Raw genomic sequence first — 26,209 nt, 5'->3', positions numbered from 1 at the left:
ATCCCTTCCCCCGCTCGCGGAGGGGCCAACTTCCCGGAAACAGCGCGATCATGCACACGCCGCCGCGGAATAACACCAACTCTTCAAGAGTTGCGACGATCTTGCCGCAGCCGCAGCCGCAGCCGCAGCCGCAGCCGCAGCCGGGGCCCCAGGCCCGCCGCCGCTAGCCCGCCGCCCGCTACCGCTAGCCCACGTGGGCTGGAGCGGACTGGTCGGGGAGGTCCTCCCTACGCGCCTTGACCATCACCATGATGACCACCGCCGCGATCGCCAGGAACACCGCCGCCCAGAAGAACGCCACCGTGTAACCGTGCACCGCCGCCTCCCCCGCGACCATCCTCGGATTCGCCGTGGGCGACATGTGGTCGGCGACATAGGCGGCAGCGGCCGTGGTGGCGAAGGTGTTCAGCAGTGCGGTACCGAGTGAGCCACCGATCTGCTGGGTCGCGTTGAGGGTCGCGCTCGCCGCACCGGCATCGTGGGTGCCGACACCGATCAGCGCCAGGTTCGACAGCGGTACGAAGATGGAGCCGAGACCGAGGCCCAGCAGCAGCTCCGCCGGGAAGATGTGCAGCCAGAACGTACTGTCGATGGCGATCTGGGTGAGCAGCAGCATCGCCGCCGTGGCGAGCAGCGCACCGGTCACCATCAGCGGTTTCGGCCCGATCTTCGGCACGAGCTGGCTGGCGGCACCGGCCGAGATGAAGACGCCGAGGGTCACCGGCATCGAGGCGAGACCTGCCTTGAGCGGGCTGTATCCCAGGGTCTGCTGGAAATAGAAGGTGAGGAAGAGGAACGCGCCGAAGAGGCCGACACCGGTGAGCAGGCTCGCGATGTAGGCACCGCCCCGGTTGCGGTCGAGCAGGATCCGCATCGGCAGCAGCGGGTTGCTGACCCGGGTCTGCAGGACGACGAAGAGGATCAGCAGGACCACGCCGGCGGCGATGAAGCCGAGGGTGGTGCCCGCGCTCCAGCCGTCGGTGGCCGCCTTGGTGAAGCCGTAGACGAGCGATACCAGGCCCAGGGTGACCACGACGGCGCCGGGGACGTCGAGCCTGGTGTTGCCCTTCGCCTTGCTCTCGGGCACCCACGGGATCGCCATGGCGACGGCGATCGCCGCGATCGGGATGTTGACGAGCAGGCACCAGCGCCAGTTGGCGTACTCGGTGAGGACACCGCCGAGGAACAGACCGATCGCGGCACCGCCACCGGCGATGGCGCCGTAGACGGCGAAGGCCTTGGCGCGCTCGCGTACCTCGGTGAAGACGACGGTGAGCAGGGCGAGGCTGGCCGGCATGAGCAGCGCGCCGAAGAGGCCCTGCAGCGCGCGGGCGGCGAAGAGCGTGCCGCCGGTGTTGGCGAGACCGCCGAGCGCGGAGGCGGCGGCGAAGCCGACGGAGCCCCAGATGAAGGCGCGCTTGCGGCCCCAGTAGTCGGCGATCCGGCCGCCGAGCAGCAGGAAGCCGCCGAAGGTCAACGTGTACGCCGTGATGACCCACTGCCGGTCCGGGTCGCTGATGCCGAGTTCGGCCTGGGCCTGCGGCAGGGCGATGTTGACGATGGTCGCATCGAGAATGACCATGAGCTGCGCGATCGCGATGACCGCCAGCGCGAGCCAGCGCCGGGGATAGGCCTCCACCGGCTGCAGTGCTGTCTCCACGATGTCCCCCTCGGCTTGTGACCAGGACTTTTGATTCTTCACCGAGGGGTGCGGCGATTCTCCAACTAGGGGATTTGTCCCATAATGGGGAGACTTCAGTGGACGGTCTTCAGCTCGTGCGGCGTGTTGTTGAAGCGCTTGCCGCCGTCGGCGGTGCAGGTGACGATGTCCTCGATCCGCACGCCGAAGCGCCCCGGCAGATAGATGCCGGGCTCGATCGAGAAGCACATCCCGGGCACGATGGTGTGGGTCTCCCCCGCGACCATGTAGGGCGGCTCGTGCGTGGTGAGCCCGATCCCGTGGCCGACGCGGTGGATGAAGTAGTCGCCGTACCCGCCGTCGGTGATCACCTGCCGGGCCACCCTGTCGATCTCCTGGCACTGCACGCCCGGCCGGACCGCCTCGAACGCCGCCTGCTGCGCGGCGCGGACCAGGTCGTGGACCTTGCGTACCTCATCCGGCGGGGTGTCGCCGACATAGACGGTGCGGGTGGTGTCCGAGCCGTAGCCGTCCTTGAGGCCACCGAAGTCGAGCACGACCGTGTCACCCTCGGCGATCACCCGCTCGCCCGCCTCGTGGTGCGGATTCGCACCGTTGGGGCCGGAACCGACCACGGTGAAGTCGACCTGGCTGTGCCCGTACCCCAGGAGAAGTCTTGAAAGGTCTGCCGCCACCTCGGTCTCGCGGCGGCCCGCGAAGCGCACGCCCAGGATGTCGCCGTAGGCGGCGTCGGCCGCCGCACCGGCCGCGGCGAGCCGCTCCAGCTCGTCGTCGTCCTTGACCGCGCGCAGCATCGGCAGGGCCTGGGTGAGCGCGGCGTAGCGGGTCTGCGGCAGGGTCTGCTGCAGCCCGAGCAGGTGCATCGCCCACGCGCCGTCGGAGATGCCGTAGCGCCCGCCGGGCGCCAGCAGCGGCGCGGTCACCGCGTAGGGGTCCTGGCCGTCGGTCCAGTCGACGAGCTCCACGGTGGTCCCGCTCGCGGCCTCGGCTTCCGGCCGCTCCAGCTTGGGCACGATCATCGCGGGGGTACGCCCGGAGGCGAGCACCAGCATCGTCAGCCGCTCGGTGACGGCGGTGGGCTGGTAGCCGCAGAGGTAGGTCAGGTCGGGACCGGGCGTGATGAGCAGCCCGGAGAGCCCGGCCTCGGCGGCCTGCTCGGTGGCCCGCCCCATCCGGACGACGTAGTCCTCGGCGGTGAAGGGTCGCGGGCTCATGCTGCTGTTCCTGTTCCTGGGTCGCTTCGCTCCGCGCGCCCCTGCGCGCCGCCTTCCCTCGTCGCTGCGCTCCTCAGTCCAGGCACCGCGGCGCGCTCCGCGAAGCTCTCAGTCCCCGGGTCGCTCCGCTCCGCGCGCCCCTGCGCGCCGCCTTCCCTCGTCGCTGCGCTCCTCAGTCCAGGCACCGCGGCGCGCTCCGCGAAGCTCTCAGTCCCCGGGTCGCTCCGCTCCGCGCGCCCCTGCGCGCCGCCTTCCCTCGTCGCTGCGCTCCTCAGTCCAGGCGCCGCGGCGCGCTCCGCGAAGCTCCTGCGGCCCTCGGCGTATTTTTGCAGGAAGAGGGCCTCGGCGAGCGCCATGTGCTCGATCTCGCTCGGCGCGACGCTCTCGTTGGGCGCGTGCATGAGGGTCAACGGCTCCTCCACTCCCATGAGGATGATCTCCGCCTCAGGGTAGGCGTCGGCGAAGACGTTGCACAGTGGAATCGAACCGCCCTGCCCCAGCGTCGTGAACCCCTTGCCGTAGGCCTCGGTCATCGCTTCGTCGAGTGCGGCGTAGGCGGGGCCGCCGGTGCGGGCCTCGAACGGCGAGCCGGACGACTCACGCTCCACCGTGACCTTGACGTGCCACGGCGCCGCGGCCTCCAGGTGCGCGATCAGGGCGTCCTGCGCCGTGACGGGGTCCATGCCGGGCGGCACCCGCAGGTTGATCCGGGCCTTGGCGTGCGGCTGGATCGCGGCGGCCGAGCCGACGACCGGCGGGCAGTCGATGCCGAGCACGGTCGCGGCGGGGCGGGCCCAGAGCATGTCCGAGACCCGGCCGTCGCCGAGCAGGTCGACGCCGTCGAGCACGTTGGCGTCGCTGCGGAAGCGGTCGGGCGGGTATTCGGTGCCCTCCCAGACCCCGGTGCCGTCCAGGCCGTCGATCGTGGTGTTGCCCTTGGCGTCGCGCAGGGTGGCGAGCATGTGGATCAGGGCGGCGAGCGCGTCGGGTGCGGCGCCGCCGAACATGCCGGAGTGCATCTCCGAGCTGAGTGCCTCGACGGTGACGATCACGTTGGCGAGGCCGCGCAGGCTGGACGTGACGGCGGGTTCGCCGACGGCGGCGTTGCCGGTGTCGCAGACGAGGATCGCATCGGCCTGGAGCAGCTCCCTGTGCTTGGGGACGAAGTCCTCCAGGCCGCCGGTGCCCTGCTCCTCCGAGCCCTCGACGATGAGCTTCAGCCCGACGGGTACGTCATCGCCGAGCGCCCGCAACGCCGTGAGGTGCATCAGGATGTTGCCCTTGCAGTCGGCGGTGCCCCGGCCGTACCACCGGCCGTCGACCTCGGTGAGCTCGAACGGCGGGGTCCGCCACGCCTCGTCGTCCAGCGGCGGCTGCACGTCGTAGTGGGCGTAGAGCAGCACCGTCGGCGCGCCCGCCGGTCCCGGCCGCTCGCCGTAGACGGCCTTGCTCCCGTCGGCGGTGGGCTCGAGCCGCAGCCCGGTGAAGCCGACCTCGGCGAACCGGTCGAGGACCCACTGGGCGGCCCGATCGCACTCCGCCGCCGGGAACTGCCTCGGGTCGGCGACCGAGGTGATCGCCACCAGCTCCGCCAGCTCGCCCTTGACGCCCGGCATCAGCCCGGCCACCCGCTCCCGCAACCCCGTACTCATCCCGCTGCTCCCCCAAGATCCCCGCAACTCTTCAAGAGTTGCTCCTAAAACCGTGCGCCAACCCGTGCGCAAACCCCGCGCCGAACCGCGCCCAAGATCCCCGCAACTCTTGAAGAGTTGGTGTTATTCAGTCGTTGATCACGTCGTCGAAATCGAGGTCGGCGACGAGCTTGTCGAAGTCGGCGAGCTGGTCCGGGCAGTAGACCTTGATGATCAGGCGCTGCCCCTGGACGATCTTCGAGTCGCCGATGACCGGGCGCTGCCCGGGTCCCGCGGCGCCGTTCGTGATGCCGGCGTAGAGCATCGCCCGCTTCAGCGAGTTGCTCGGATCGCTGCAGGCGGCGCCGCCGTCGCTGCCGAGTGCCCGGGCGATCTGCTGCTGGTCCGGCGCGGGCAGCCCGGCCGCCGTCAGCTCGGTCGCGAGCTCGCTCGCCTTGGTGTTGGCCTGCTTGGTCGCCTTCGCCCCGTTGAAGATCACCAGCCCGGAGACGATCGCGATCAGGGTCACGGCGCCGAGCAGCACGTACGCCACCATGCGCTGCTTGCGCGGATCGGAGAATGTCGACGACATGTGCCTGCCCCTCTCACTCGATCGCTTGCGTGGTCGCGGGATCCGCGGTCTTCCAGGACGGCTTGCGCATCGTGTAGAAGAGGAACGGGATCAGCAGGCCCACGATGAGCAGCCCGCCGCCGACGATCGCGACATAGGTGATGGTGCTGCCCCCGCCGAACTGAGACGACGGCACGAATCCGATCAGCAGCGCCGCGATCGAGGCGACGAAGCCGACGACGCAGAGCAGCACCAGGGCCGGTGCCCGGAAGCCGCGCGGGTGGTCGGGCTTGGTCCGCCGCAGCTTCACCGCCGAGACGAACATCAGCAGGTAGACGATGAGGTAGACCTGCGTGGTGATGACCGACAGGATCCAGTAGGCGCTGGAGACGTCGGGGATGAAGGCGTAGAGCAGCGCGATGACCGTGGTGACGGCGCCCTGCGCGACGAGGATGTTCTGCTGGATGCCGTGCTTGTTGAGCTTCTGCAGGAAGGGCGGCAGGTAGCCGTTCTCCCGGGAGACGAGCAGCAGTCCCTTCGACGGTCCGGCGAGCCAGGTGAGCATGCCGCCGAGCGATGCCACGACGAGCATGATGCCGAGGATCGGGGTCATCCAGTTCAGGTTGAACTGGCTGAAGACCGCGTCGAAGGCCTGCATGACGCCGGAGGTGAGGCTGATCTCCTGCGACGGCACGACCCAGGAGATCACCAGCGCGGGCAGGATGAAGATCGCCAGCACCAGCCCCATCGCCAGGAACATCGCCCTCGGGAACTCCTTGGCCGGGTTCTTCAGCGACGACACGTGCACGGCGTTCATCTCCATGCCCGAATAGGACAGGAAGTTGTTGACGATCAGCACCAGGCTGGCGATGCCGGTCCACGCCGGCAGGAGGTGGGCGGCGTCCATCGGCGCGGCCGAGGTGTTGCCCTGGCCGAGGAAGATCGCGCCGAGAACCAGCAGGATGGCGCCGGGGACGAGCGTACCGATGATCAACCCGGCACTGGCGAGCCCCGCGACCGACTTGGTGCCCTGCGACGACACCCAGACGCCGGTCCAGAAGCAGACCATGATGACCAGGGCCGTCCACAGTCCACTGGAGGCGAGCTTGGGGTTGAAGACATAGGCGAGCGTGCTCGCGACGTACGCCAGCAGGCTGGGATAATAGAAGATCGTCATGGCGAACTGGCACCAGACGGCGAGGAACCCCATCTTCGGCGAGAGGCCCTGGCTGACCCAGTTGTAGACGCCGCCCTTCCAGCCCGACGCCAGCTCCGCCGAGACGAGCGAGGTCGGCAGCAGGAAGACGAGCGCGGGCAGCAGGTAGAGGAAGACGCACGCTAGGCCGTAGACGGCCATCGATGGCGCTGCCCGCAGGCTCGCCACGGAGCTCGTCGTCATCATCGCGAGTGCGATCCACGAGATGTAGTTCAACGCCGGTGCTCTGACCTGCGCCGCGACGGCGGGTTTCCCGACGCCGTCGGCGGGGACATCCATTGCGCTCACCTGAGCACCTCCGTGAGATCGGCTCCCTTGCGGCCAACCTAACGGACAAAATGCCGTGATATTCCTAAATGCTCACTTTCCCCTCAGTCCACGCTGTGCAGCACGGCGTGGCATCGCGATCTGGCCACGCCGTGCCGCAACGGGACGGGTCAGCGGTCGGCTCGGCGGCGCAGCCGTCGGGCACCGATCAGCAGACCCGCTCCGACCAGCGCGATCAGTCCGCCCGTGACGGCGAGCCCGGCGATCGGCCGCCCGGTCGCGGGCAGGCCCGGGCCCGGGCTCGGCGTCGCCGAATCCGCCAGCCCCTCCCCCGGCGACCCGCTCACCCTCGGCGGTGGCGGTGGCGGGAACTCGGCGAGCGGGCTGGTCGAGACGCTCGCGGAGGACTTGCGCAGCGGCGAGGCCGTGCCGCGCGGTGTCACCGACGCGGTCACGCTCGCGCTCGGCGACAGGATCGAAGATCCGGGCGAGGGGGTACGCGACCGAGTGCGCGACGGCGTCGGCGACGGGCCGGAGGAGGAGCCGTAGCCGGGGCCGCCCCGCTCGGCCGCCCTCGCCAGCGCCGGTTCCCGTCCCGTGGTCGCACCGACGAGCAGGCCGCCGACGAGCACCGCGAGCGCCGAGCAGAGCCCCGCGACGAATGCGGATGATCGAAAACGCGGCATGATATCCCCTCGTGGACGGTCGGTTCCTGACGCAGAGCCCAACGAATGGCAAATTTGCACGATATGCACATTTTTGTGGCTGATATCCGACAGGTATCGCTCCGGCGCGCCACCCCGATCGATCCGCCGCGTGCGCTGTACGGATACGGTCGAACGGTGAATCGGATCCTTGTCCCCTACCACCTCGACGAGCACCTGGCCGGGCTCGACATCCCGTCGGCACCCTCCACCGTGGTCACCGCGGAGCTGCCGGACGGCTCCATCTGGGAGCGTCTGACCGTCCTCTATGACCACGTCGCCGAGACGGTCGGCACGATCGTCGCGGGCGGCGGGCGCCCGGAGGTCTACTCCGGCGACTGCACCACGTCGCTCGGGGTGGTGGCCGGGCTCCAGCGCGCCGGGATCGCCCCCGCGATCGTCTGGTTCGACGCGCACGGCGACGTGCAGACCGTCGAGACCACCGCGTCGGGCTACATCGGCGGGATGCCGCTGCGGGTCCTCACCGGCTACCGCCCCGAGCTCATCGCGACCGGTCTGGGCCTGCGCCCGGTCCCCGAGACCGACGTGCTGCTCGTCGACGCCCGCGACCTCGACCCGCCGGAGGCGGCGTACCTGGAGTCCTCGGCGATCACCGTGCGGCCCGTCAGCGAGATCGCGGCCGGAGTGCTGCCCGACGGCCCGATCTACCTGCACCTCGACCTCGACGTGGCGAGCCCCGACGATGTGCCCGGGCTGCGCTTCCCGGTGCCCGGCGGGCCGAGCCTCGCCGAGGTGATGGGTGCCGCGGCGGCGATCGTGGCGACGGGCCGGGTCGTGGCGGTCGGCATCGCCTGCACCTGGTACCCCGGCCACCGCAGCGCCGAGATCCTGCGTCCCTTCACCGACGACCTGCTCGGGGCGTAGCGGGCGATGCTCGACGACCTCGGCCGTGACGTGGCGGTGCCCCGCGCCGCGCGGCGGGTGGTCTCGCTGGTCCCGTCGCTCACCGAGGCGGTCGCCGTGACCGCGCCGGGGCTGCTCGCCGGTGCCACCGACTACTGCACCCACCCCGCCGAGCTCGGCCTGCCCCGGGTCGGCGGCACGAAATACCCCGACGTGGGGGCGCTGCTCGACCTGGGACCGGACCTGGTCCTCGCCAACATGGAGGAGAACCGCCGCGAGGACGTCGAGGCGATCGAGGCGGCCGGGGTGCCGGTCTGGGTGACCTACCCGCGGGACCTGCCGTCGGCCCTGGACTCGCTGGACCGGATGCTCACCGCGCTCGGGCTGGACCGGCCGCCGTGGCTCGCCCGGGCACGCGACGCGTGGGCGGAGCCGCCGCCGGCACCGGAGATCACCGTGGTGGTGCCGGTCTGGCGGCGGCCCTGGGTGGTGCTGGGCGGCGACACCTTCGCCGGCGACCTGCTGCGGCGGCTCGGCTGTCGCAACCTCCTCGACGGGACCGACCGCTATCCGCGGCCGTCCCTCGACGAGATCCTGGCGCTCGCCCCGGAGCTGGTGGTGCTGCCCGACGAGCCCTACGCCTTCACCGCCGCCGACGGGCCGGAGGCGTTCCCCGGGATCGACTGCGCGCTCGTCTCCGGCCGCCACCTCACCTGGGGAGGCCCCAGCCTCGCCGAAGCCCGGACCGTGCTCACCGATCAGCTCGGCGCCGCCCGACCGCGGTGAGGGGTCAGGAGTTGACCTGCACCAGGACCAGGAGGGCCGCCAGGCCGAGTAGCCAGCCGCCGATGATGCCGCCGCCCAGATCCACCCGGCCCCGGCGCATCAGCCCGATGCCGACTCCCAGAGCGGCGAAGACCAGCAGCACCTCGATCAGGATGAAGGTGCCGACGACGTTGGCGAGGTCCTCGAAGCCGCCACCGGGTGACGGTGTCGTCAGCCGGGCCGCGACGAACCCGCCCGCGAAGGCGAGCGCGTGCCCGCCGAGGCCCAGCAGGAGACCGAGCACAGCCTTACCAGGATTGACAGCCACGGCATGAAGCTACGCGATCGGCCTGCGGCATCACACCTCCGTTTGGCGCAACTCCGCCACCAGCAGCTCGCAGGCCGCGGTGTCGGGGTCGATCGGGGCGTAGTGGCCGATCCCGGGCAGGATCCGCAGCCGCACCGTGTCGTCGGCCGCGGCATAGACCTCGGACTGCTCCGGCGGCACCTCCCGGTCGAGGGCACCGTGCAACAGGACCGTCGGGAGGCCCGTCGAGCCGTGCTCGCGCAGCAGCGTCAGCGGGTCGGCGTAAGCGAGGTTCGCCGCGCCGTCCTGCACCCCGCCGAGCAGGCCCACGATCGTCGCGTGCGAGGGCACCCGGCGCAGGTGGGAGACGAGATCCGCGACCGGGGCCAGCGCGACCACGCGCCGCAGCGGCAGCGGACCCGACCGGTGCCCGGGCGCGTCGGCGGGGAGCTGGTGCCGGGCCGCGGACCACAGGGCGAGGTGCCCGCCCGCCGAGTGTCCGAAGAGGACGACGGGGCGGTCCCCGGCGAGGTCGACGACCGTGTCGACGGCCGCCGCGACGTCGTCGAAGGTCCTCGGCCAGCCGCCGGCACCGTCGACGCCGACCCTGCGGTATTCCGCGAGCGCCGCCGTGACGCCCCGGTCGGCGAGGTGGGCGGCGAAGGGGGTGAGGTGGCTGCGGTCGTACTCCTGCTTCCAGAAGCCGCCGTGCAGCAGGATCGCGATCGGGGCACCCGAGTCACCGGCGTGGTAGAGGTCCACGACCTGGTCCTGATGCGGGCCGTAGCGAACCGTCTCCTGCGGCGGCACGGGAGCGTGGGCGAACGCGGCGTCCTCCTCCGACTGCACGATCACCCCAGCACCTCGGCGAGCACGGTCGCCGCGCGCAGCGCGTCGGCGTAGCGCAGGTAGAGCGGGGCGAACCCGAAGCGCAGCAGGTCCGGCGGGCGGAAGTCGCCGATGATGCCGCGCTCGGTCAGCTCGGCCATCACCCGCTCCGCGTCGGCGCAGGCGAGCGCGATCTGGCTGCCCCGCCGGGCCCCCTCGACCGGCGTCACGCAGGCCACGGCACCGGCCGGGACCAGCTCGTCCACGCAGCGCAGGAAGAAGTCGGTGAGCGCGATCGACTTGGCCCGGACCGCCTCGATCTCCACCCCGGCCCAGGCGTCGAGCGCCGTGTCGAGCGCGACCAGCGAGAGGATCTCCGGCGTGCCGACCCGGCCGGCGACGATGCCGCCCGCCCGCTCGAACTCGGTCCGCATCGCGAACGGCTCGACGTGCCCGTGCCAGCCCGAGAGCGGCTGCCGGAAGCGCGACTGCAGGTCAGCCCGCACATACAGGTAGGCGGGTGCGCCCGGCCCGCCGTTGAGATACTTGTAGGAGCAGCCCACGGCGAGCTCGATCCCGAGCGCGTCGACCCCGACGGGCAGCGCGCCCGCGCTGTGGCAGAGGTCCGCCACGACGACCGCGCCCGCCGCCCGGGCCGCCCGGGCCAGCTCGGCGAGGTCGAGCAGCGTGCCACTGCGGTAATCCACCTGGTTCGCCAGGACGACCGCCGTCTGCGGTCCGATCGCCGCCGCGAGCCCGGCAGCGGGCACCCGGCGCAGGACCAGGCCGGTCAGCTCCGCCGCCGACGAGGCGATGTAGCCGTCGGTCGGGAAGGTCTCGTCGTCGACGAGCAGCTCGGTCCGGGCGTTCGACGCCCCGCCGCCCGTGCTCGCCTCGGCGCCTCCCGGCGGCGGCCCGTCGTCCGGCAGCGCCAGCCGGGCCGCCCCGACGAGCGCCTTGAAGAGGTTGACGCTGGTCGAGTCGCCGACGACGACCTGGCCGGGCGCGGCACCGATGATCGGGGCGATCTTGTCGCCGACCCGCTCGGGCGCGGTCCACCAGCCGTTGCCGAACCAGGAGCGGATCAGGTCCCGGCCCCACTCCTTGGTGATCACCTCGGCGACCCGCTCGGCGACACCGCGCGGGAGGGCGCCGAGGGAGTTGCCGTCGAGGTAGACGACGTCCGGGTCCAGGTCGAACCGGTCCCGCAGGTGGGCCAGGGGGTCGGCGGCGTCGCGGCTCGCCGCTTCGGTGGTGAGGTCAGACAGATCAGACATAGCTACGCGCCGTCCACAGCTCGGGGAAGACCGACCGGGCCGCCCGCTTCTCCAACCACGCCACGCCCGGCGAGCCGCCACTGCCGGGTTTCGCGCCCATCGCTCGCCGGGTGGCGAGGAGGTGATCACTGCGCCAGCGCCACACCAGCTCGCCGATGTCGGTGAGCGCCTCGCCCAGGCGTACCAACTGGTCGTCCTGGGGACCCGCGTAGATCTCGCGCCAGACCTGCTCGACCCCCGCGCTCGCCTCGTAGCGCGCGCTCAGGTCGCGCGCGAGCACCTCGGCCGGGACGTCGTAGCCCCGGCGGCTCAGGTAGCGCAGCACCTCGTCATAGAGGCTGGGCTCGGCGATCTCCGCCACGAGCTGGGCGTGCGCCGCGGGCGCTCCCCGGTGCGGCTGCAGCAGCGACGCCGATTTGTCGCCGAGGAGGAACTCGACCCGGCGGTAATTGGCCGACTGGAACCCCGACGCCTCGCCGAGCGCCGTGCGATAGGCGTTGAACTGCACCGGCGTGAGGTTGGCGATCGGCTTCCAGGAATCGTTGAGCGCCTGGTGGGAGACGGTGCTGCGGGCCATGGCGGCCATCGCCGTGGTCAGGTCGTCGGCGGCGAGCGCGTCGCGGGCGACCTTCCACTCGTGCACCAGCAGGATGAACCACAGCTCCATCACCTGGGTGGTGACGAGGAAGGCCATCTCCCCCGGATCGTCGGAGAGCGGCTCCTGCAGGTTGCTCAGGACCGTCGCGTGGACGTAGTCCTCGTAGGGCGTCGTCGCGGCAAAATCCAGGGCGGGTAGCCCCTCTGCCTCGCCTGGGTGGGCGAAATCGCTGCTCATGGCTCGACTCCTCAGGGTGGTTCGGCTCTGAACCTGGACCCATCACATCACGTGTCGATCATCCGCCCGTTCGGGGGCCCGCGGGTGTGATCTGACCCGGATTAGACTCCGCGCCAGCCGTGCCGACGTTTGGCGGCGATCGTCGAGGGAAAGAGATTGAGCGTGGACCTGGGTGATCTGAGCACGACCATGACGGCGCTGGCCGGGTTGCTGATCGTCATCGGCGTCTTCGGTGTGATCGTCCCGGCGCTGCCCGGCCTGCTCTTCTGCTGGATCGGCGTGCTCGTCTGGGCGATCTTCACCGACTCCGGCTGGGGCCGGTGGGCGATCCTCGGCATCGCCACGCTGATCGCGATCGTCGGCGAGGTCGCGAAATACCTGTGGCCCGGACGGAAGCTCAAGCAGAACGGCGTTCCCAACCTCTCCCTGTTCATCGGCGGGGTCGTCGGCATCGTCGGGTTCTTCGTGGTGCCCGTGGTCGGCCTGATCCTCGGCTTCGTCCTCGGCATCTGGCTCGCCGAACTGCTGCGCCTGCGTGACGGCAAGTCCTCCTGGACCTCGACGAAGCACGCGCTCAAGGCCGCCGGTGTCTCGATGCTCATCGAGCTCGGGGCCGCCCTGGCGATCGCCGCGGTCTGGGTCGGCGGGCTGCTCGCGACATGACCGTCCCGGGCCGACCCACACCCCCGGCGGTACGCCTCCTCACCGCCCTGCTGATCGCCACCTCGATCGCGACCGCGGCGGTGGAGGCGCTCAACTGGTGGGTGACCCCCGGCGGCGGCTGGGCGCTCTTCGTGCGGACCGGGTGGGCGCTGCTGCGCTCGCTCGGCTTCCTCATCCTCATCTACCACGTACGCAAGGGCCGACGCAGCGCCGCACCCCTGGGGCTGATCCTCGCCGTCACGACCATCTTCGGTGTCGCCCGGCTCGTCGTGCCCCGCACCGGTTACCCGGCGCTGCCGGGCATAGCAGGGTTCGCGCTGGTCACGGTCCTCTGCCTCACCGTAGTCGTGCTGCTCTACCGCTCGGCGACGCTGCAGGAGCACCTGGTCCGCCCACCCAACCGGATCACCGTCACGAAGCAGGGCATCGAGTGGCTGCCCGCGAAGTCGACCCGCCCGCCCATCCCGGGGTGGCTGCTCACGGCCCGGGTGGCGTCGTTCACCTACGCCCCGCTGATGATCGTGGCGAGCGTGATCGCGCTCGGGAACGTCTTCTCCGGCGAGGTCGGTGCGCTGCCGCTGGTGATCGTGTGGTTCATCGCGGCGCTCACCATGAGCAACCTCATGGTGCTGATCGCGATCTTCCTGCTGCGGGGGCACCGGTGGGCCCGCTGGGCGCTGGGGCTGCTGACGGTGGCGGTGCTGGCGCTGCACCTGGCGCTGTGCTGGCTGCTGCTCGACCTCGACGGCCTGGTCCGCGACGGCGGGCCTCTCGCGGCGGCCGCGCTGCTGTGCCTGTGGGGCCTGTGGCGCGCTCCCGCCAAGCCCCTCCAGCCCGCGTAGCCCGCGTCCGCCCGCACGGCGCGTCCGCCCGCTTGGCCCGCTTGGGTAAGCGGCGGCGCGGCGCGGGCAAGATCGTCGCAACTCTTGAAGAGTTGGTCCTACATGCGGCTGCGCCGCAGGGTCTTCCGTAGATCTTGTGCGTTTTCCGTCGCTCTAGCGACGGAAAACGCACAAGATCTACGGTCGTCAGAGGTAGTGCAGCAGCGCAGCGACGACTGCCGTGATCACCGCGGGTACGACGATGCTGACGAACGCCCCCAGGATCGGCGAACGCGGCACCTGCCCGCCGAGCCACGGTCGGAAGAGCTTGCCGATCGCGATCATCCCGATGCCGTAGGCGAACGCGGGCACCCCGCAGAACGAAGCAGCGAGCAGCGCCAGTGTCACCACCGGGCTGTCGGCGGCACCGGCGGTCTTCGCGGCGAGCCAGCTCATCGGCAGCGCCAGGATCGCCGAGACGACCGTGTAGACGAGGGTGTTGCGTGCGGGCAACGGCCAGTCGCCGAGCCGCTTGGGCTGCGCGCCGACCGCCTCCAGCCTGTCGATCGCCTCATCGGCCCGCAGGATGTGCGCGTACGCCGTCGTCGGCGCGGGCGGTTCGCCCTGGCGCTGCTGCGGGATGTGCGGGGCCTTGAGCTGCACGGAGAACGACTGCAGGTGCCGCTCCTGCGCGTCGAGGGCGGTGGCGAGCCGGGCGGACGGGGCCGACCCCGCACCGGCGGCGGCCCGCGCCTGGTCGTGCTGCGCCCACGCCTCGGCGAGGTACTCCTTCGGGGTCCCCGGCGCCTCGGCGGCGGCGCTCAGGCCCACCTTCTTGCGGACGGCGTCCACGGCGGCGGCGGTGACGATCTCCTTCGCCGAGATCGCGGGCGGCTTCGGCCAGGCGCTGGGGTCGAGCCGCAGCCGGCGCTGGAAGCGGCGGCCCAGCCGGCGTACGAGTTCGGCGCCGTCGCGGCCCCGGTGGATCACGCGGGACAGGCGGCTCTGGTCGCTGGCGAGCTCGACATAGGAGTGGCGCAGCTTCACCGCGATGTCGCGGCTGCTCATCACCGAGACCCGGCCGGTCGCCACGGGGTGCCCGACCGCCCAGGCGTGCAGGATCGTGTGGAGCCACGCCGTGTCGCGGTGGGTCCCGCGGTCGTCGTAGAGCGAGTAGAGCTCGCCGATCAGCCGGATCTCCACCAGCGAGTGCAGCGCGACCTTGACGGTGTGGACGATCGGCGGCGGTGCCGGCACGACGGCGGCAGCCGTCCAGAGCCAGCCGGCGAGCGACGCCGACTCCCGGATGAGCGCCTCGGCCGTCGCCTCGGTGTCGGTGCCGTAGTGCGCGCGCAGCTCGGCACCGTCGCGGATCGGCAGGTGCTCGACCCACTGCAGCAGCGTCGCGGCGCCGTCGTCGTCGCCGTCGACCGCGTCCCTGCCCCGGTGCCACAGCTGGGTCGCGAGCTTCCGCACCGCCGCGAGCCGTTCCTTCGGCCTGACCTGGGTCGAGAAGAAGCGGTGCAGCGCATCGTCCTGCGCGGCCTCGTTGCGGACCTCCACCACGGCGACTCCTGTCGGTTGCGCTCCACCTTGATTCGAGGCCGTGATCCTCCCATCCCGTCCCGCCCGCCGCGACCCACGGTCCGGATCGCGCGGCACCCACTGTGGACACCGGGGCGGGCCGGAGTGGTTGCGACGACGCTTTGCTCTGCTTACACCGGCGCATCACCGGGAAAATCCGGATTTAGTCGGTGGTGCGTGGGTGTAAGCAGAGCAAAGCGTCGCGCAGAACACTCACACCGGCCCGGCCCGGCGCGCCCGGGAAGCGGCTCGCTCCGGCCCGACACAGGCCAGGCACAGCACAGGCCAGGCTCGGCGAAGGTCAAGCTCAGCACAGGTCAGGCTTGGCGCAGGTGCGTGGGTGTAAGCAGAGCAAAGCTCCGCGCAGTACACACCGGCCCGGCCCGGCGCGTCCGGGAAGCGGCTCGCTCCGGCCCGGCGAAGGCCAGGCCCGGCACAGGCCAGGCCCGGCACAGGCCAGGCCCGACACAGGTCAAGCTCAGCGCGGATCAGGCTTGGCTCAGGCGGCGGTACGCGTAGACCCCGCCGACCACCCCGGTCCAGAGCACCGCATGCATGGTGAACAGGGCCATCCCGCCGGCATCAGGAGCCGCGTCGGCGGCGTAGCGGCCCAGCCGGACCAGCGGCGGCGCCAACCACGGCACCGGGGAGACCGGCAGGCTGAGCACGATGGCGAGCACCGACCCGCCGACCAGCACCGCGACCCCGATCCCCGCCGACCGGGTGATCGGCCGGGACGCGAGCGCCCCGAGCGCCACCGCCGGCGGCAGGACCAGCAGCATCGCCCAGACACCGGTGACGAGCCCGGTCGCGAAGGACTCCGCCGACAGCGCGTTGAGCGCGAAGGGTGCCGCGAAACCGAGCAGCAGCGTGCCCAGCCCGGCGATCAGCGCGGCGGCGGCACCGGCCCAGATCTCGCGCAGCGGCGAGCCGATCGCCACCAGCACGAGGCGCCGCTGCACGTCGGGTTCGGTGTCGAGCAGTGCCTTCGTCTGCCACGCCAGCAGCGGGAACAGCACGACCGCGGTGGTGCCGAAGGCCTCGCCGGTGCCGGTCTGCCCGCCGCCGTGCAGGGTGCCCACGGCGATGAGGGCGGCGATCAGGGGCGCGATGATCCGGCCGGTGGCGGCGAAGGCGGTCAGCCGCATCCGGATCAGGGCGATCACGGGGTGGACTCCTGGCGTACCCGCGCGATGGTGAGCCCGTCGGCCCGCAGGCGCGCGACGACGGCGGGGACCTCGTCGCCCGCGGCCTCGATCTCGATGACGTAGCGCGGCTGGTCTGCGGCCGCGGCCGTGGTGACGCGGCCGTCGATGACCGTCCACTGTGTCGCGCCGGGCAGGCGGGCGGTCTCGCCGCGGTGGTCGCTGATGAGCACGGCTCCGCCGGCGGCGGCGACCTCGAGGACGATCTCGGGGACGATGTCGCGGGTGGCGACGTCGAGCCCCTCCCACGGTTCGTCGAGGATCAGCAGTTCCGGCGGCGTGAGCAGGGCCTGAGCCAGGCCGACCTTCTGCGCGGTGCCCTTGGAGAGGTCGCCGAGCGGGGTGTCGCGGAAGGCGCCGAGCCCCAACCGCTCCACCCAGCCGTCGACGGCGGCGGCTCGCGCGGGGGCCGCGAGGCCGCGGATCGCACCCATCGCCGACAGGTACGCCGCCACGGTGCCCGGCACCCCCAGCGGGAAGCGTTCGGGCACCCAGCCGACGACCCGGGGCCGCTCGGTGACCCGGCCGCGATCGGCGCGCAGGACACCGGCGATGAGCTGCAGCAGCGTGGATTTCCCGGCACCGTTGCGCCCGGCGACGACGACGGTCTCGCCGGGGCCGATCGCGGCGGTGACGCCCTGCAGCACCCACGGGGCACCGCGGGCGTAGCGGAGCCAGATGTCGTCGAGGCGCATCGGGCGATTGTGGCAGGGGCGACCGGCATCCGGCCGCCCCTGCCGTGGTCTCACGCGGCCCAGTAGTTCTTGGGCCGGATGTAGTCGAGCGTGTAGACGGAGTTCTGGCCGTCGAAGCTGGCGTCGGTGCCGTTGCCGTAGGGGTCGTTGACGTAGAAGCGCCCGTCGTCGGTGTAGCCGGTGATCAGGGCGATGTGCCCGTACTGGCCGTAGACGTACATGCCGCTGGTGACGACCATGTAGCCCTCGTTGATCCGGGCCCGGATCCAGGCGGCGTCATAGAGTCCGGTCCGGACGGTGGCCCCGTTGCGCTGCAGGAAGTCGGTCATCTCGTTCCAGTAGGTGCCGACCCGGTAGTCGCGCACCATCCAGCCGTAGGCGCCGGTCCAGGCACCGCGCCCGGAGGCGTCGGGCTGGGTGCGGTTGAAGGTGGTGCCCGCGTTGCTGAAGGTGTTGGTGATGTAGAGCCCCCACCGCGACCAGTGCGACGACGGCGAGCTGACCTGGATCCCCCACTCGTTGGGCAGCTGGTAACCGGCGAGGTCCATCACGGCGCTGGTCGGGCCGCAGGCGGAGTTGCCGTTGAACTCGTCGCGGGTGTCCCAGAGCTGGTGGACGAACTTGTTCGGGTTGATCCGCGCCTGGGTGGAGGCCCGCGGGGCGACCGCGGCGTCGAGTGCCGCCGCGTCCGCCGGGGTCGCGGCCGAGGCGTCGACGCGCCGGTCGCCGAAGCGGGTCGACGCGAGCCGCACGCTGGTCCCGCTCCACCCGGCCAGCGGGAAGTTGACCGCGAGCCCCGCGACCACCCGCCGGCTCGCGCCGGACGAGACATCGATGATGTGTACGCCGTTGACGCCGCCCACCCTCGCCAGCGCCGTCTCCGGGCCGGACGCCTTCTCGGCGGGCGTGACGCAGGCCTGCCGCTCGGCGGCGACACTGCGCCCGTCGGGGCTGAAGACCGCCGACCGGTAGGAGTCGCCGGTCGCCCCGACGGCGAGCACCTGCGTGCCGGTGAGGTCGGCGAGGCCGATCGCCGTGACCGCGCCGCCGCACGGGTGCACGTGCTGCGCCAGCACGTAGCTGAGCCGCTGGACCCCGTCGACGGTGACGAGCCGCAGGTCCCGGTAGACGATCGACCGGGCCGGGTCGCTGGCGAGCACGGTGGTGATCGCGCCGGTGGCGAGGTCGACCCGGACGGCGCTGGGGACGTAGCCGGACTCGTTCGCGGCACCGGGGTGGGTTTCGGCGTAGAGGGCACGCTCCCCCGCCCACCCGAGCAGCCGGGGTGTCACTCCGGGCAGCCGGATCGCGGTGGCGGTCCCCTGCACGCGCAGCACCCCGTCGGCGACGTGGGCGAGGCTCCCGGAGGCGGACCACGCCGCGGAGGTGATCCGTCCGGTGTGGAGGGTCCTCGGTGCGGCGAGGTCGAGGCCGACCAGGCGCAGCTCAGCACCCGAGGTGCCGTCGAAGTCGGTGATGACGGCGGCTCGGCGCCCGCCGGGGTGCGGGGTGACCGAGACGGTGTAGGCGGGGTCGCTGACGCCGACGCCCGCGAGCGTGACGCCGTTGACGACGATGTCGTAGCCGCCGGACGCGGTCCGTACCGCCGATGCCTCGACGGGTGCCGGGGCCGCCGGAGCGGCTGCGGCGGGCAGCCCGGTCATGATGGTGGCGCCCACGGCCAGTACGGCCAGCAGGGGTGCTCTGGTGGATGACATTTCAGCCTCCTCGGGTTGGCTTGCTCCTCCCATTGCGCCAGGCCCCGGTATATGTCCAGTATATAAGTTCATCTATGTTCAGTCTGCGCGAGTCACCCCAAATGTAGAGTTTGCCGGTATCGGGCTATTCACCGGGAGTTATGCAATGGGCCTCAACGACTACCAGGCCAAGATGTCCGATCGATTCAGCACCTTCGACCACGACCGGGACGGTCTGATCATCTCCGCCGATGTCGCCGCGATGGCGCGGAGCATCCTCGACACCTACGCCGTCCCAGCCCACTCGCCCAAGGCCACCGACCTGCTGGACGGGGCGCACCGGCTCTTCATCGGACTCGCCCAGGAGACCGACGAGGACCACAACGGCGGGATCAGCCGCACCGAGTTCATCGCCGGGGCGTCGCGCCGCATGCTCAACAACTCGCTCGGCTTCACGGCCATCGTCCGGCCCTGGGCGCGCAGCGTCATCGCGATCGCCGACACCGACGGGGACGGCCGCGTCAGCCCCGACGAATGGAGCCGGATGCTGCGGGCGATGGGCTGCACACCGCAGGGTGCCGCCGGGGAGCTACGGCACCTGGTTCCGGCACAGGGCGGCCCGATCCACGTCGACGCGGCGCTGCACTCGGCGGTCGTCTTCTACACCAGCGACCAGCCCCGCAACCCGTACGCCTGACGCCAGCCCGCCGCCATCCGTCCCGCTTTGCAGCACAGCGTGGTCTCGCGGCGCGACATGGGCACACTTTGCCGCAAAGCGGGACGGGGAGCGCGCCGCGGTCCGCGGTCGCGGGTAGCGTAGCGGCATGGATCTTCCCGATGGGCTCGTCGACCTGCTCCAGCAGCGCAGCAACTGCTACCTCGCCACGCTCATGCCCGACGGCTCGCCGCAGGTCACGCTGACCTGGGTCGACACGGACGGCAAGCACGTCCTGATCAACACGGTCGAGAGCCACCAGAAGGTCCGCAACATCCGGCGCGACCCCCGGGTGGCGCTCACCGTCACGGACCCGGCCGACCAGTTCCGCTACTTCGAGGTCCGGGGGCGGGTGCTCGACGTCGCCACCGAGGGGGCGGCGGCGCACATCGAGGAGCTGGCGCAGCGCTACCTGGGGACGGCGTACCCGTGGTGGGAGGGGCGCGACCAGGTCCGGGTCCTCCTGACCATCGAGGCCGAGAAGATCATCGGCTCGCGGTAGGGGGCGCGCATGCTGGAGAACCTCAGCGGCTGGGAGCTACTGGCCGGCTTCGCGGTCCTGATCGTGCTGGTCTTCGCCGCCCTCTACGGCGTCTTCTACCTGGCCATGCGGGCGGCGCTGCGACGCGACAAGGCGGGACGCGACGCGACCGGCCGGGACCGGGGCACCGGCCGGGCCGAGCGCCGGCGCTGATCGGCTGTCGCGCATGCGGTAATCACGGTCTATCTTCAGCGCTGTGACCGCGCAGCCGCCCGCCGCACACGTGCTCGTCGTCGAGGACGACCGCGCCGTCGCCGCCGCTGTGCGCCGAGCCCTGGAGTACGCGGGCTTCGCCGTCACCGTCACCCACGACGGGCCCTCGGCGCTGGCCCACGCCGCGAGATTCGCCCCCGACGTGGTCGTGCTCGACCTGGGCCTGCCCGGCCTCGACGGCCTCGCCGTCTGCCAAGCCCTCCGTGGCCTGGCCTGGGACCACACCGCGCCCATGGTCCTCATGCTGACCGCGCGGGACTCCACCGCCGACCGGGTGGCGGGCCTCGACGCGGGCGCCGACGACTACCTCGTCAAGCCCTTCGCCTTCGAGGAGCTCCAGGCCCGGGTGCGCGCCCTCCTCCGGCGCAGACCGGCGACGACCGCCCCCGGCCTCGCCATCGGCGACCTCACCATCGACCCGGCCGCCCGCGAGGTCCGCCGGAACGGCCGGGAGATCACCCTCACCGCCCTGGAGTTCGACCTGCTCGCCTACTTCGTGAGGCACCCCCGGCACGTGCTCTCCCGCGACCAGGTCCTCCAGGCCGTCTGGGGCGGCGGATCAGCCGCCACCAGCAACGTCGTCGACGTCTACGTCGGCTACCTCCGCGCGAAACTCGAGGCCGGCGGCGAACCCCGGATGCTGCACACCGTCCGCGGCGCGGGCTACGTCCTGCGAGCGGTCAGCTGATGTCGATCCGGGCGCGGGTCACCTGGTACGGCATCGGCGTCGTCAGCCTCGTCCTGCTCGTCGTCTCGGGCCTCTTCGGCGGCCTGCTCGCCGGGAGCGTGCCGCTGGGCCAGGACGAGGAGCTCCGGGATCGGGCCACGGTCGCGTTGGCGAGCCTGCGGACCGCCACCGAGATCTCCGCCCAGCCGAGCCTCACCCCGGTCGATGCCGGGACCAGCAAGGACATCGTCGTCATGGTCCTCGACGAGGGCGGCGCCGTCCTCACGACGACCGGATTCGTCGACGGTGCGCCGCTGGGCGTCCCGGCGGAGCTGCTCGCCCGGGCGGACCGGGACGGGTCGGTGACGGCGACCGTCGCCGAGCTTCGGATACACGTGCGGCCGTGGCAGCACCCCGGTCTGGGGCGCCGTGGCTATGTGGTGACGGCGCAGGCGGGGCAGCGGCGGATCTCGGACCAGGTGGGCGTACTCACCATCATCGTCATCTCCGACCTGGTCGCGCTGGTGGCGGCGGCGATGGCGATCTGGCTCGCGGCCGGTCGGGCGCTGCGCCCGCTGCGGCAGTTCGGCGCGACCGCCGACGAGGTGGGGCGCTCCGCGGACCTGTCGCGGCGGTTGCCGGCCGTGCGGCACCGCGACGACCTGGGCCGGCTCACCGGCAGCTTCAACGCGATGATGGACCGGTTGCAGGAGGCGTATGTCCGGCTCGCGGCGGCCCTCGCCGCGCAGCAGCGGTTCACCGCCGACGCCTCGCACGAGCTGCGCACCCCGCTCACCACGATCCGCAGCAACGCCGGGTTCCTGCTGGCCCACCCGGACGCCGCACCGGCGGACCGGGAGGCCGCGCTCGCCGACATCGACTCGGAGAGCACGCGGATGGCGGGCCTCGTCGACGACCTGCTGACGCTGGCCCGGGCCGACGGCGGCCAGCCGGTCGACCTCGCCGCCCTGGACCTGGCCGAGCTGGTACGCGACGTCGCCGGGCAGGCCGGCCGCGCGCACCCGGACCGGCTCTTCTTCCCCAGCGGCGAACCCGCGCCGGTGCACGGCGACGCCGAGAGCCTGCGGCGGCTGCTGTGGATCCTCATCCGCAACGCGGTCGCGCACACCGGTGACGGCGGCCGGATCTGGATCGCGGTCGCCACCACGCCCGGCCGGGTGGTGCTGCACGTCTCCGACAACGGCACCGGCATCCCGGCGGGCCTGGAGGAGCGGGTCTTCGACCGGTTCGTCCGCGCCGATCCGGGCCGCCGCTCCGACGGTTCCGGACTGGGGCTGGCGATCGCCCGCTCGACGGTGCACCTGCACGGCGGCCGGATCCGGGCGGCGGCCAACTCCCTGGGCGGCGCCGTCATCACCATCGAGCTGCCGGCCGGCTCGCTCTCATCCGATTCTTAATCTCGGCTCATCGGCGCATCACCACCGTCGTCGATGCTGAACGGCATGACTGATGACGCGCGCGGCGGGCCCGCGGACCTGGCCCGGCTGCTCCTGCTGTTGCAGGCCGGATTCGTGCTGGTGGCGATGCTCGGCGAGATCGCACTGATGGCGAGCCCGATCTATGCCGTGCTCCCGATCGCGAAGGCCGCCCTCCTGCTGGTGCTGGCCCGCACGGTCGCCGCCTGCCGCCGCTGGGCGATGATCACCACGATGGCGGTGCAGGTGCTCGGCCTGATCGGCTTCTGGATCGGCGTCCTGCTCGGCCTGCTCCCGCAGCTCGACCGCACGATCACGCTGACCGGGCTGATCACCGAGGTCGCGCTGCCGGTGGCCCTGATCGTAGTCTGTGCCCGGCTGCTCAGCGCGACGCCACGGCGCCGGAAGGCCGCGCTGGTGCCGCCCACGATGATCCTGCGCGTGCCCGCCGGGACCGCGTCATGAACCCGTGGGACGCGTTCTGGGTCGGCATCGCGCCCGAGCACGCACCCGCGCTCATCGTGGCGGTGCTGCTCCCCGGCCTGTGGTGGCTCTACCGAGCCCTCAGCGGCCCGGCTCCACAGTCGACACAGCCGCCCGTGCCGCTCAACGACAGGTACGTGATCGGCCTGCTGGTCTTCACCGCCGCGATCCACGTGGGGCTGCCGCTGGGGCACCGGGACAACGCCTGGCTGACGGCCGGATTCGTGATCAGCGGCATCGCGTTCGCGTGGCTCGCCGTGCGGGTCCGGCACGGGCGGTCCTGGAAGACGATGACGAGCCTGCTCGCCGTCGGCACGCTGATCGCCTACCTCATCGTCACCACCGCCGGTGGCGAGGAGCCCGACCAGGTCGGCATCGTCACGGCGCTGGACGAGCTGATGCTGATCGGCTTCGCGCTCACCCCGGCCCGGCGACCGGACCGGCGCAAGCGGTTCGCCCGGGTCATGGGTGCCACCGGCACGATCACCGCGGTCCTGCTCGTCGGCACGGTCACCTGGATCGGCGCGTTCGCCGCCCACGCGGCGACCGACGTCGGCACCGCCCTCCCGGACGGGGCGGGCGTCACGGTGGGCAGCGCCGCCGCCCCGCCCGCGCACGGCCACGAGCACGACCACGCGGCCCGCGCGCAGGCCGGGGTCGTCATGCGTCCCCTCGGCGAGGACCACCACGCAACCCCCTCGCAGGTACGCGCGGCGACCGAACTCGCCACCGCGACGAAGGCCGCCGTGGCTCGGTTCGCCGATCTCCAGGCGGCCCTGGACGCCGGTTACGAGGCGGACGCCGCGATGACCGGCACCGACGTCCACCTGGAGAACAAGGCCTTCGCCGACGACGGCCACGTGCTGGACCCGCAGCGCCCGGAGGCCCTCGTCTTCGCCATCGAGGGCGGTCGGGCCGTGCTGCTCGGGGCGGTCTTCCGGATGCCCGACGCGGGGACGCCGGGGCCGACACCGGGCGGGCCGATCACCCGGTGGCACTCGCACAACATCTGCTTCACGCTGCTCCCGCCGGGGATCGGGGTGGTCTCGCCGTTCGGCGGCTGCCCGGCGCTCGCGGTGACGACGACGATCGCCGAGATGATGCACATCTGGACCGCCGACAACCCCGGCGGACCCTATGTGGAGGGTCTCGACGCGGGCTGGATCCGCTCCTACCTGGCCGAGCACGGCAAGCCCTGGCACGCCTCCGCGTGATCACCGGACGGCGGCCCACGCACACCGGCATGCGCACGGCCCACGCACCGCGGCATGCGCACGGCCCACGCAGCGGGATGCGCACGCAGCGCCGTGTGATCAGCAGCTGGCGTCTGACCGCGGGCACGATCAAGAGCTCGGCGAGAAGGTGCCCGGGAGGGTCGGGGCACGGGTGGCACTGCACCCTGCGCCATTCGCCCTTCCCAGCCCGCACCGCGACGCGGGCTCGGCGGTGATCGCGCACGTTCCGGGAAACTGCCCCTACCAACGCGCGTGATCGCGCTGTTTCCCGGAAGTCGGCCCCTCCGAGGCTGTCGGTAGGGCCTGCTTCCGGGAAACAGCGCGATCACACCCGGCATCGGGGCCTGACCAGCGGCGGAGGTCCACTCCTCAGGCAAGCCGGGAGGGCGCGCGCACGCCGAACGGCACGCGCGTCATGATCGCCCTGTTTCCGGGAAGCTGGCCCTTCGCGTCCTGTGGGAGGGGACGGCTTCCGGGAAACAGCGCGATCATGCGCGGCATCGAGGCCCGCCGCAGCGGCGGCCGGCTGGTCAGTGGATGCCTCGCATCAGGGTCTTGATGCTCTTGGCGAACATCAGCGCGGCGAGGCCGAGCACCGCCGACGCCAGGCCGAAGGTGAGGAAGTACGTCGTCTGCGACCAGGTCTCGGCGAGCCGTCCGACCTGCCCGCCGATCGCGTCGCCGACGGCGGTGGCGAGGAACCACAGGCCCAGCATCTGCCCGGCGTAGTTGGCCGGGGCGAGCTTCGTCGTCGCGGAGAGGCCGACGGGCGACAGGGCGAGCTCACCGGCGACCTGGAGGGCGTAGACGGCGACGAGCCACAGCGGCGAGACGAGGTTGCCGCCGACGGCCTGCGCGGCGGCCGCCGCCATCAGCATGAAGGAGAGGCCGTTGAAGATGAGGCCGACGGCGAATTTCCACGGCGTGGAGACCCGGTGGCCGAGCTTGAGCCAGAGCGCACCGGCGAGCGGCGCGCCGATGATGACGAGGATCGGGTTCACCGACTGCAGCCACGCCGCCGGGAAGGTGTATCCGCCGACGGTCCGGTCGACCTGCTCGTCGGCGAAGGTGTTGAGCACACTGCCGGCCTGGTCGTAGATGAGCCAGAACGCGGCGGCGAAGATGAAGAGCCAGACGTACGCCTTCATCCGGCTGCGTTCGACCTCGGTGAGGCCCTTGTCGAGGAAGATCCGGGCGAAGTAGACGACCGCGACGGCGACGGTGAACCCGGCGAGCACGTTGACGACGGAGTCGACGGAGAGCCAGCCGAGCAGCCCCATCAGGGCGAAGACGACCACGGCGACCGCCACCCCGATGCCGATCTTCATGAAGGCGCTCTTACGGGCGGCACCGACGAGCGGATAGGTCGGTGCCGCGCCGTTCTCACGCAGCCGCTTGGAGCCGACGATGTACTGGATCACGGCGAAGGTCATGCCGATCGCGGCTGCGGCGAAGCCCGCGTGGTAGCTGTAGTTGTCGGCGAGCCAGCCCGTGATCAGCGGCGCGATGAAGGCGCCCAGGTTGATGCCCATGTAGAAGAGGGAGAAGCCGGCGTCGCGCTTCGCCGAGTCCTTCTCGTAGAGGTTGCCGACCATCGAGGAGATGTTGGGCTTGAGCAGCCCGGTGCCGACGACGATGAGGATCAGGCCGAGGAAGACCGTCCAGTTCGCCGGGACCGCGAGCACGTAGTGGCCGAGCGCGATGATGATGCCGCCGTAGAGCACGGAGCGACGGGCACCGATGAGCCTGTCGGCGATCCACCCGCCCGGCAGCGCCGTCAGGTAGACCATGCCGACATAGAGGCCGTAGAGCGCGGTCGCCGTACCGGTGGAGAGTCCCATCCCCCCGTTGGCCACCGTGGCGGTCAGGAAGAGGATCAGGATCGCGCGCATGCCGTAGAAGCTGAACCGCTCCCACATCTCGGTGAGGAAGAGCGTGGAGAGCGGCCGGGGATGGCCGAAGAAGGCGGTATCGCCCATCGCTTCGGCCGTCTGCGTTACTCCCGTCACTGGCGAAGGGTCGCCACCGCCCACCAAATCAGCCATAAACCGACATTACGACAGTTCGGGCCAGGGGTGAGGCGAGTCACGAATACCGAGCTCCGGCTACGCTGGA

Annotated in this window: 26 protein-coding genes; 11 read left to right on the top strand and 15 right to left on the bottom strand. The window is 71.6% G+C overall.

The genetic code is table 11. The annotated features are described in order from the left end of the window. Positions 1–184 precede the first annotated feature (184 nt). The 6 genes from F4553_RS36575 to F4553_RS36550 all read right to left on the bottom strand — a co-directional run bounded on the left by F4553_RS36575 (position 185) and on the right by F4553_RS36550 (position 7,245). On the bottom strand, positions 185–1,660 hold the full coding sequence (locus tag F4553_RS36575; RefSeq protein WP_312875528.1) for an MFS transporter: 1,476 nt from the start codon (positions 1,658–1,660) through the stop codon (positions 185–187). A 95-nt stretch (positions 1,661–1,755) separates the two neighbouring features. After that, the gene (locus F4553_RS36570) at positions 1,756–2,874 is read right to left on the bottom strand and encodes an aminopeptidase P family protein (protein ID WP_184845699.1); all 1,119 of its coding nucleotides are present in this window, start codon (positions 2,872–2,874) and stop codon (positions 1,756–1,758) included. Continuing rightward, the gene (locus tag F4553_RS36565) at positions 2,871–4,526 is read right to left on the bottom strand and encodes a dipeptidase (protein WP_184845697.1); all 1,656 of its coding nucleotides are present in this window, start codon (positions 4,524–4,526) and stop codon (positions 2,871–2,873) included. The genes F4553_RS36570 and F4553_RS36565 overlap by 4 nt, the downstream gene beginning before the upstream one ends. 127 nt (positions 4,527–4,653) lie before the next feature. Next, positions 4,654–5,097 carry a hypothetical protein gene (locus tag F4553_RS36560; protein WP_184845695.1) on the bottom strand — a complete coding sequence of 148 codons (444 nt, stop codon included), beginning with the start codon at positions 5,095–5,097 and terminating at the stop codon, positions 4,654–4,656. 13 nt (positions 5,098–5,110) lie between these two features. Continuing rightward, the gene (gene gadC, locus F4553_RS36555; RefSeq protein ID WP_184847389.1) at positions 5,111–6,571 is read right to left on the bottom strand and encodes a glutamate/gamma-aminobutyrate antiporter GadC; all 1,461 of its coding nucleotides are present in this window, start codon (positions 6,569–6,571) and stop codon (positions 5,111–5,113) included. A gap of 158 nt (positions 6,572–6,729) precedes the next feature. Continuing rightward, complete coding sequence (locus tag F4553_RS36550; RefSeq protein WP_184845693.1) at positions 6,730–7,245, bottom strand: hypothetical protein; 516 nt, start codon at positions 7,243–7,245, stop codon at positions 6,730–6,732. A 156-nt stretch (positions 7,246–7,401) separates the two neighbouring features. Here F4553_RS36550 and F4553_RS36545 point away from each other — a divergent pair, with 156 nt between their 5' ends. Together F4553_RS36545 and F4553_RS36540 are read left to right on the top strand one after the other, a co-directional pair. Continuing rightward, entirely contained in the window at positions 7,402–8,148 is a 747-nt protein-coding gene (locus F4553_RS36545; RefSeq protein WP_184845691.1) for an arginase family protein, read from the top strand. Positions 8,149–8,154: 6 nt separating this feature from the next. After that, positions 8,155–8,913: a helical backbone metal receptor gene (locus F4553_RS36540; RefSeq protein WP_184845689.1), complete on the top strand. Its 759-nt coding sequence runs from the start codon at positions 8,155–8,157 to the stop codon at positions 8,911–8,913. Positions 8,914–8,917: 4 nt separating this feature from the next. Here F4553_RS36540 and F4553_RS36535 read toward each other — a convergent pair whose 3' ends face one another. The 4 genes from F4553_RS36535 to F4553_RS36520 are packed head-to-tail and all read right to left on the bottom strand — an operon-like array spanning position 8,918 to position 12,139. Then, a complete protein-coding gene (locus F4553_RS36535; protein ID WP_184845687.1) occupies positions 8,918–9,220 on the bottom strand; it encodes a hypothetical protein in 303 nt (100 codons plus the stop codon). A 30-nt stretch (positions 9,221–9,250) separates the two neighbouring features. Next, positions 9,251–10,054: an alpha/beta hydrolase family protein gene (locus F4553_RS36530; protein ID WP_221470622.1), complete on the bottom strand. Its 804-nt coding sequence runs from the start codon at positions 10,052–10,054 to the stop codon at positions 9,251–9,253. Then, a complete protein-coding gene (locus tag F4553_RS36525; RefSeq protein WP_184845685.1) occupies positions 10,051–11,304 on the bottom strand; it encodes a kynureninase in 1,254 nt (417 codons plus the stop codon). The genes F4553_RS36530 and F4553_RS36525 overlap by 4 nt, the downstream gene beginning before the upstream one ends. Then, positions 11,297–12,139 (bottom strand): tryptophan 2,3-dioxygenase, encoded by an 843-nt coding sequence (locus tag F4553_RS36520; RefSeq protein ID WP_184845683.1) that lies wholly within the window; start codon positions 12,137–12,139, stop codon positions 11,297–11,299. The genes F4553_RS36525 and F4553_RS36520 overlap by 8 nt, the downstream gene beginning before the upstream one ends. A 162-nt stretch (positions 12,140–12,301) precedes the next feature. Here F4553_RS36520 and F4553_RS36515 point away from each other — a divergent pair, with 162 nt between their 5' ends. Together F4553_RS36515 and F4553_RS36510 are read left to right on the top strand one after the other, a co-directional pair. Beyond that, a complete protein-coding gene (locus tag F4553_RS36515; protein ID WP_312875527.1) occupies positions 12,302–12,802 on the top strand; it encodes a DUF456 domain-containing protein in 501 nt (166 codons plus the stop codon). After that, positions 12,799–13,644 carry a hypothetical protein gene (locus tag F4553_RS36510; RefSeq protein ID WP_184845681.1) on the top strand — a complete coding sequence of 282 codons (846 nt, stop codon included), beginning with the start codon at positions 12,799–12,801 and terminating at the stop codon, positions 13,642–13,644. Before F4553_RS36515 ends, F4553_RS36510 begins: the two co-directional genes overlap by 4 nt. 186 nt (positions 13,645–13,830) lie before the next feature. Here the strand turns inward: F4553_RS36510 and F4553_RS36505 are convergent, their stop codons facing one another. The 4 genes from F4553_RS36505 to F4553_RS36490 form a co-directional block, all read right to left on the bottom strand. Beyond that, positions 13,831–15,189, bottom strand: a complete 1,359-nt coding sequence (locus F4553_RS36505; RefSeq protein ID WP_184845679.1) for a hypothetical protein — start codon at positions 15,187–15,189, stop codon at positions 13,831–13,833. Between the two features lie 506 nt (positions 15,190–15,695). Next, positions 15,696–16,373, bottom strand: coding sequence for a hypothetical protein (locus F4553_RS36500; protein ID WP_184845677.1), 678 nt, complete (start codon positions 16,371–16,373; stop codon positions 15,696–15,698). Further along, on the bottom strand, positions 16,370–17,107 hold the full coding sequence (locus F4553_RS36495) for an ATP-binding cassette domain-containing protein (RefSeq protein WP_184845675.1): 738 nt from the start codon (positions 17,105–17,107) through the stop codon (positions 16,370–16,372). Before F4553_RS36495 ends, F4553_RS36500 begins: the two co-directional genes overlap by 4 nt. Before the next feature lie 50 nt (positions 17,108–17,157). Continuing rightward, positions 17,158–18,825, bottom strand: coding sequence for a C39 family peptidase (locus F4553_RS36490; protein WP_184845673.1), 1,668 nt, complete (start codon positions 18,823–18,825; stop codon positions 17,158–17,160). 145 nt (positions 18,826–18,970) lie between these two features. Between F4553_RS36490 and F4553_RS36485 the strand changes: the two genes are divergently transcribed. The 7 genes from F4553_RS36485 to F4553_RS36455 all read left to right on the top strand — a co-directional run bounded on the left by F4553_RS36485 (position 18,971) and on the right by F4553_RS36455 (position 24,073). Continuing rightward, complete coding sequence (locus F4553_RS36485; protein WP_184845671.1) at positions 18,971–19,501, top strand: EF-hand domain-containing protein; 531 nt, start codon at positions 18,971–18,973, stop codon at positions 19,499–19,501. Between the two features lie 127 nt (positions 19,502–19,628). After that, positions 19,629–20,021, top strand: a complete 393-nt coding sequence (locus F4553_RS36480; protein WP_184845669.1) for a PPOX class F420-dependent oxidoreductase — start codon at positions 19,629–19,631, stop codon at positions 20,019–20,021. A 9-nt stretch (positions 20,022–20,030) separates the two neighbouring features. Then, on the top strand, positions 20,031–20,213 hold the full coding sequence (locus tag F4553_RS36475; protein WP_184845667.1) for a hypothetical protein: 183 nt from the start codon (positions 20,031–20,033) through the stop codon (positions 20,211–20,213). A gap of 43 nt (positions 20,214–20,256) precedes the next feature. Next, a complete protein-coding gene (locus F4553_RS36470; protein WP_184845665.1) occupies positions 20,257–20,961 on the top strand; it encodes a response regulator transcription factor in 705 nt (234 codons plus the stop codon). Next, on the top strand, positions 20,961–22,358 hold the full coding sequence (locus F4553_RS36465) for a HAMP domain-containing sensor histidine kinase (protein WP_184845663.1): 1,398 nt from the start codon (positions 20,961–20,963) through the stop codon (positions 22,356–22,358). Before F4553_RS36470 ends, F4553_RS36465 begins: the two co-directional genes overlap by 1 nt. Before the next feature lie 45 nt (positions 22,359–22,403). After that, positions 22,404–22,841 (top strand): hypothetical protein, encoded by a 438-nt coding sequence (locus F4553_RS36460; protein ID WP_184845661.1) that lies wholly within the window; start codon positions 22,404–22,406, stop codon positions 22,839–22,841. Further along, entirely contained in the window at positions 22,838–24,073 is a 1,236-nt protein-coding gene (locus tag F4553_RS36455) for a hypothetical protein (RefSeq protein WP_184845659.1), read from the top strand. Before F4553_RS36460 ends, F4553_RS36455 begins: the two co-directional genes overlap by 4 nt. A gap of 551 nt (positions 24,074–24,624) precedes the next feature. Here F4553_RS36455 and F4553_RS36450 read toward each other — a convergent pair. Continuing rightward, complete coding sequence (locus F4553_RS36450) at positions 24,625–26,103, bottom strand: peptide MFS transporter (protein WP_312875526.1); 1,479 nt, start codon at positions 26,101–26,103, stop codon at positions 24,625–24,627. Positions 26,104–26,209 lie beyond the last annotated feature (106 nt).

This window comes from Allocatelliglobosispora scoriae (assembly GCF_014204945.1).
Classification (GTDB): domain Bacteria; phylum Actinomycetota; class Actinomycetes; order Mycobacteriales; family Micromonosporaceae; genus Allocatelliglobosispora; species Allocatelliglobosispora scoriae.
Note: the sequence above shows the minus strand (reverse complement) of the source record. Positions and strands in the feature narration are given on the sequence as shown.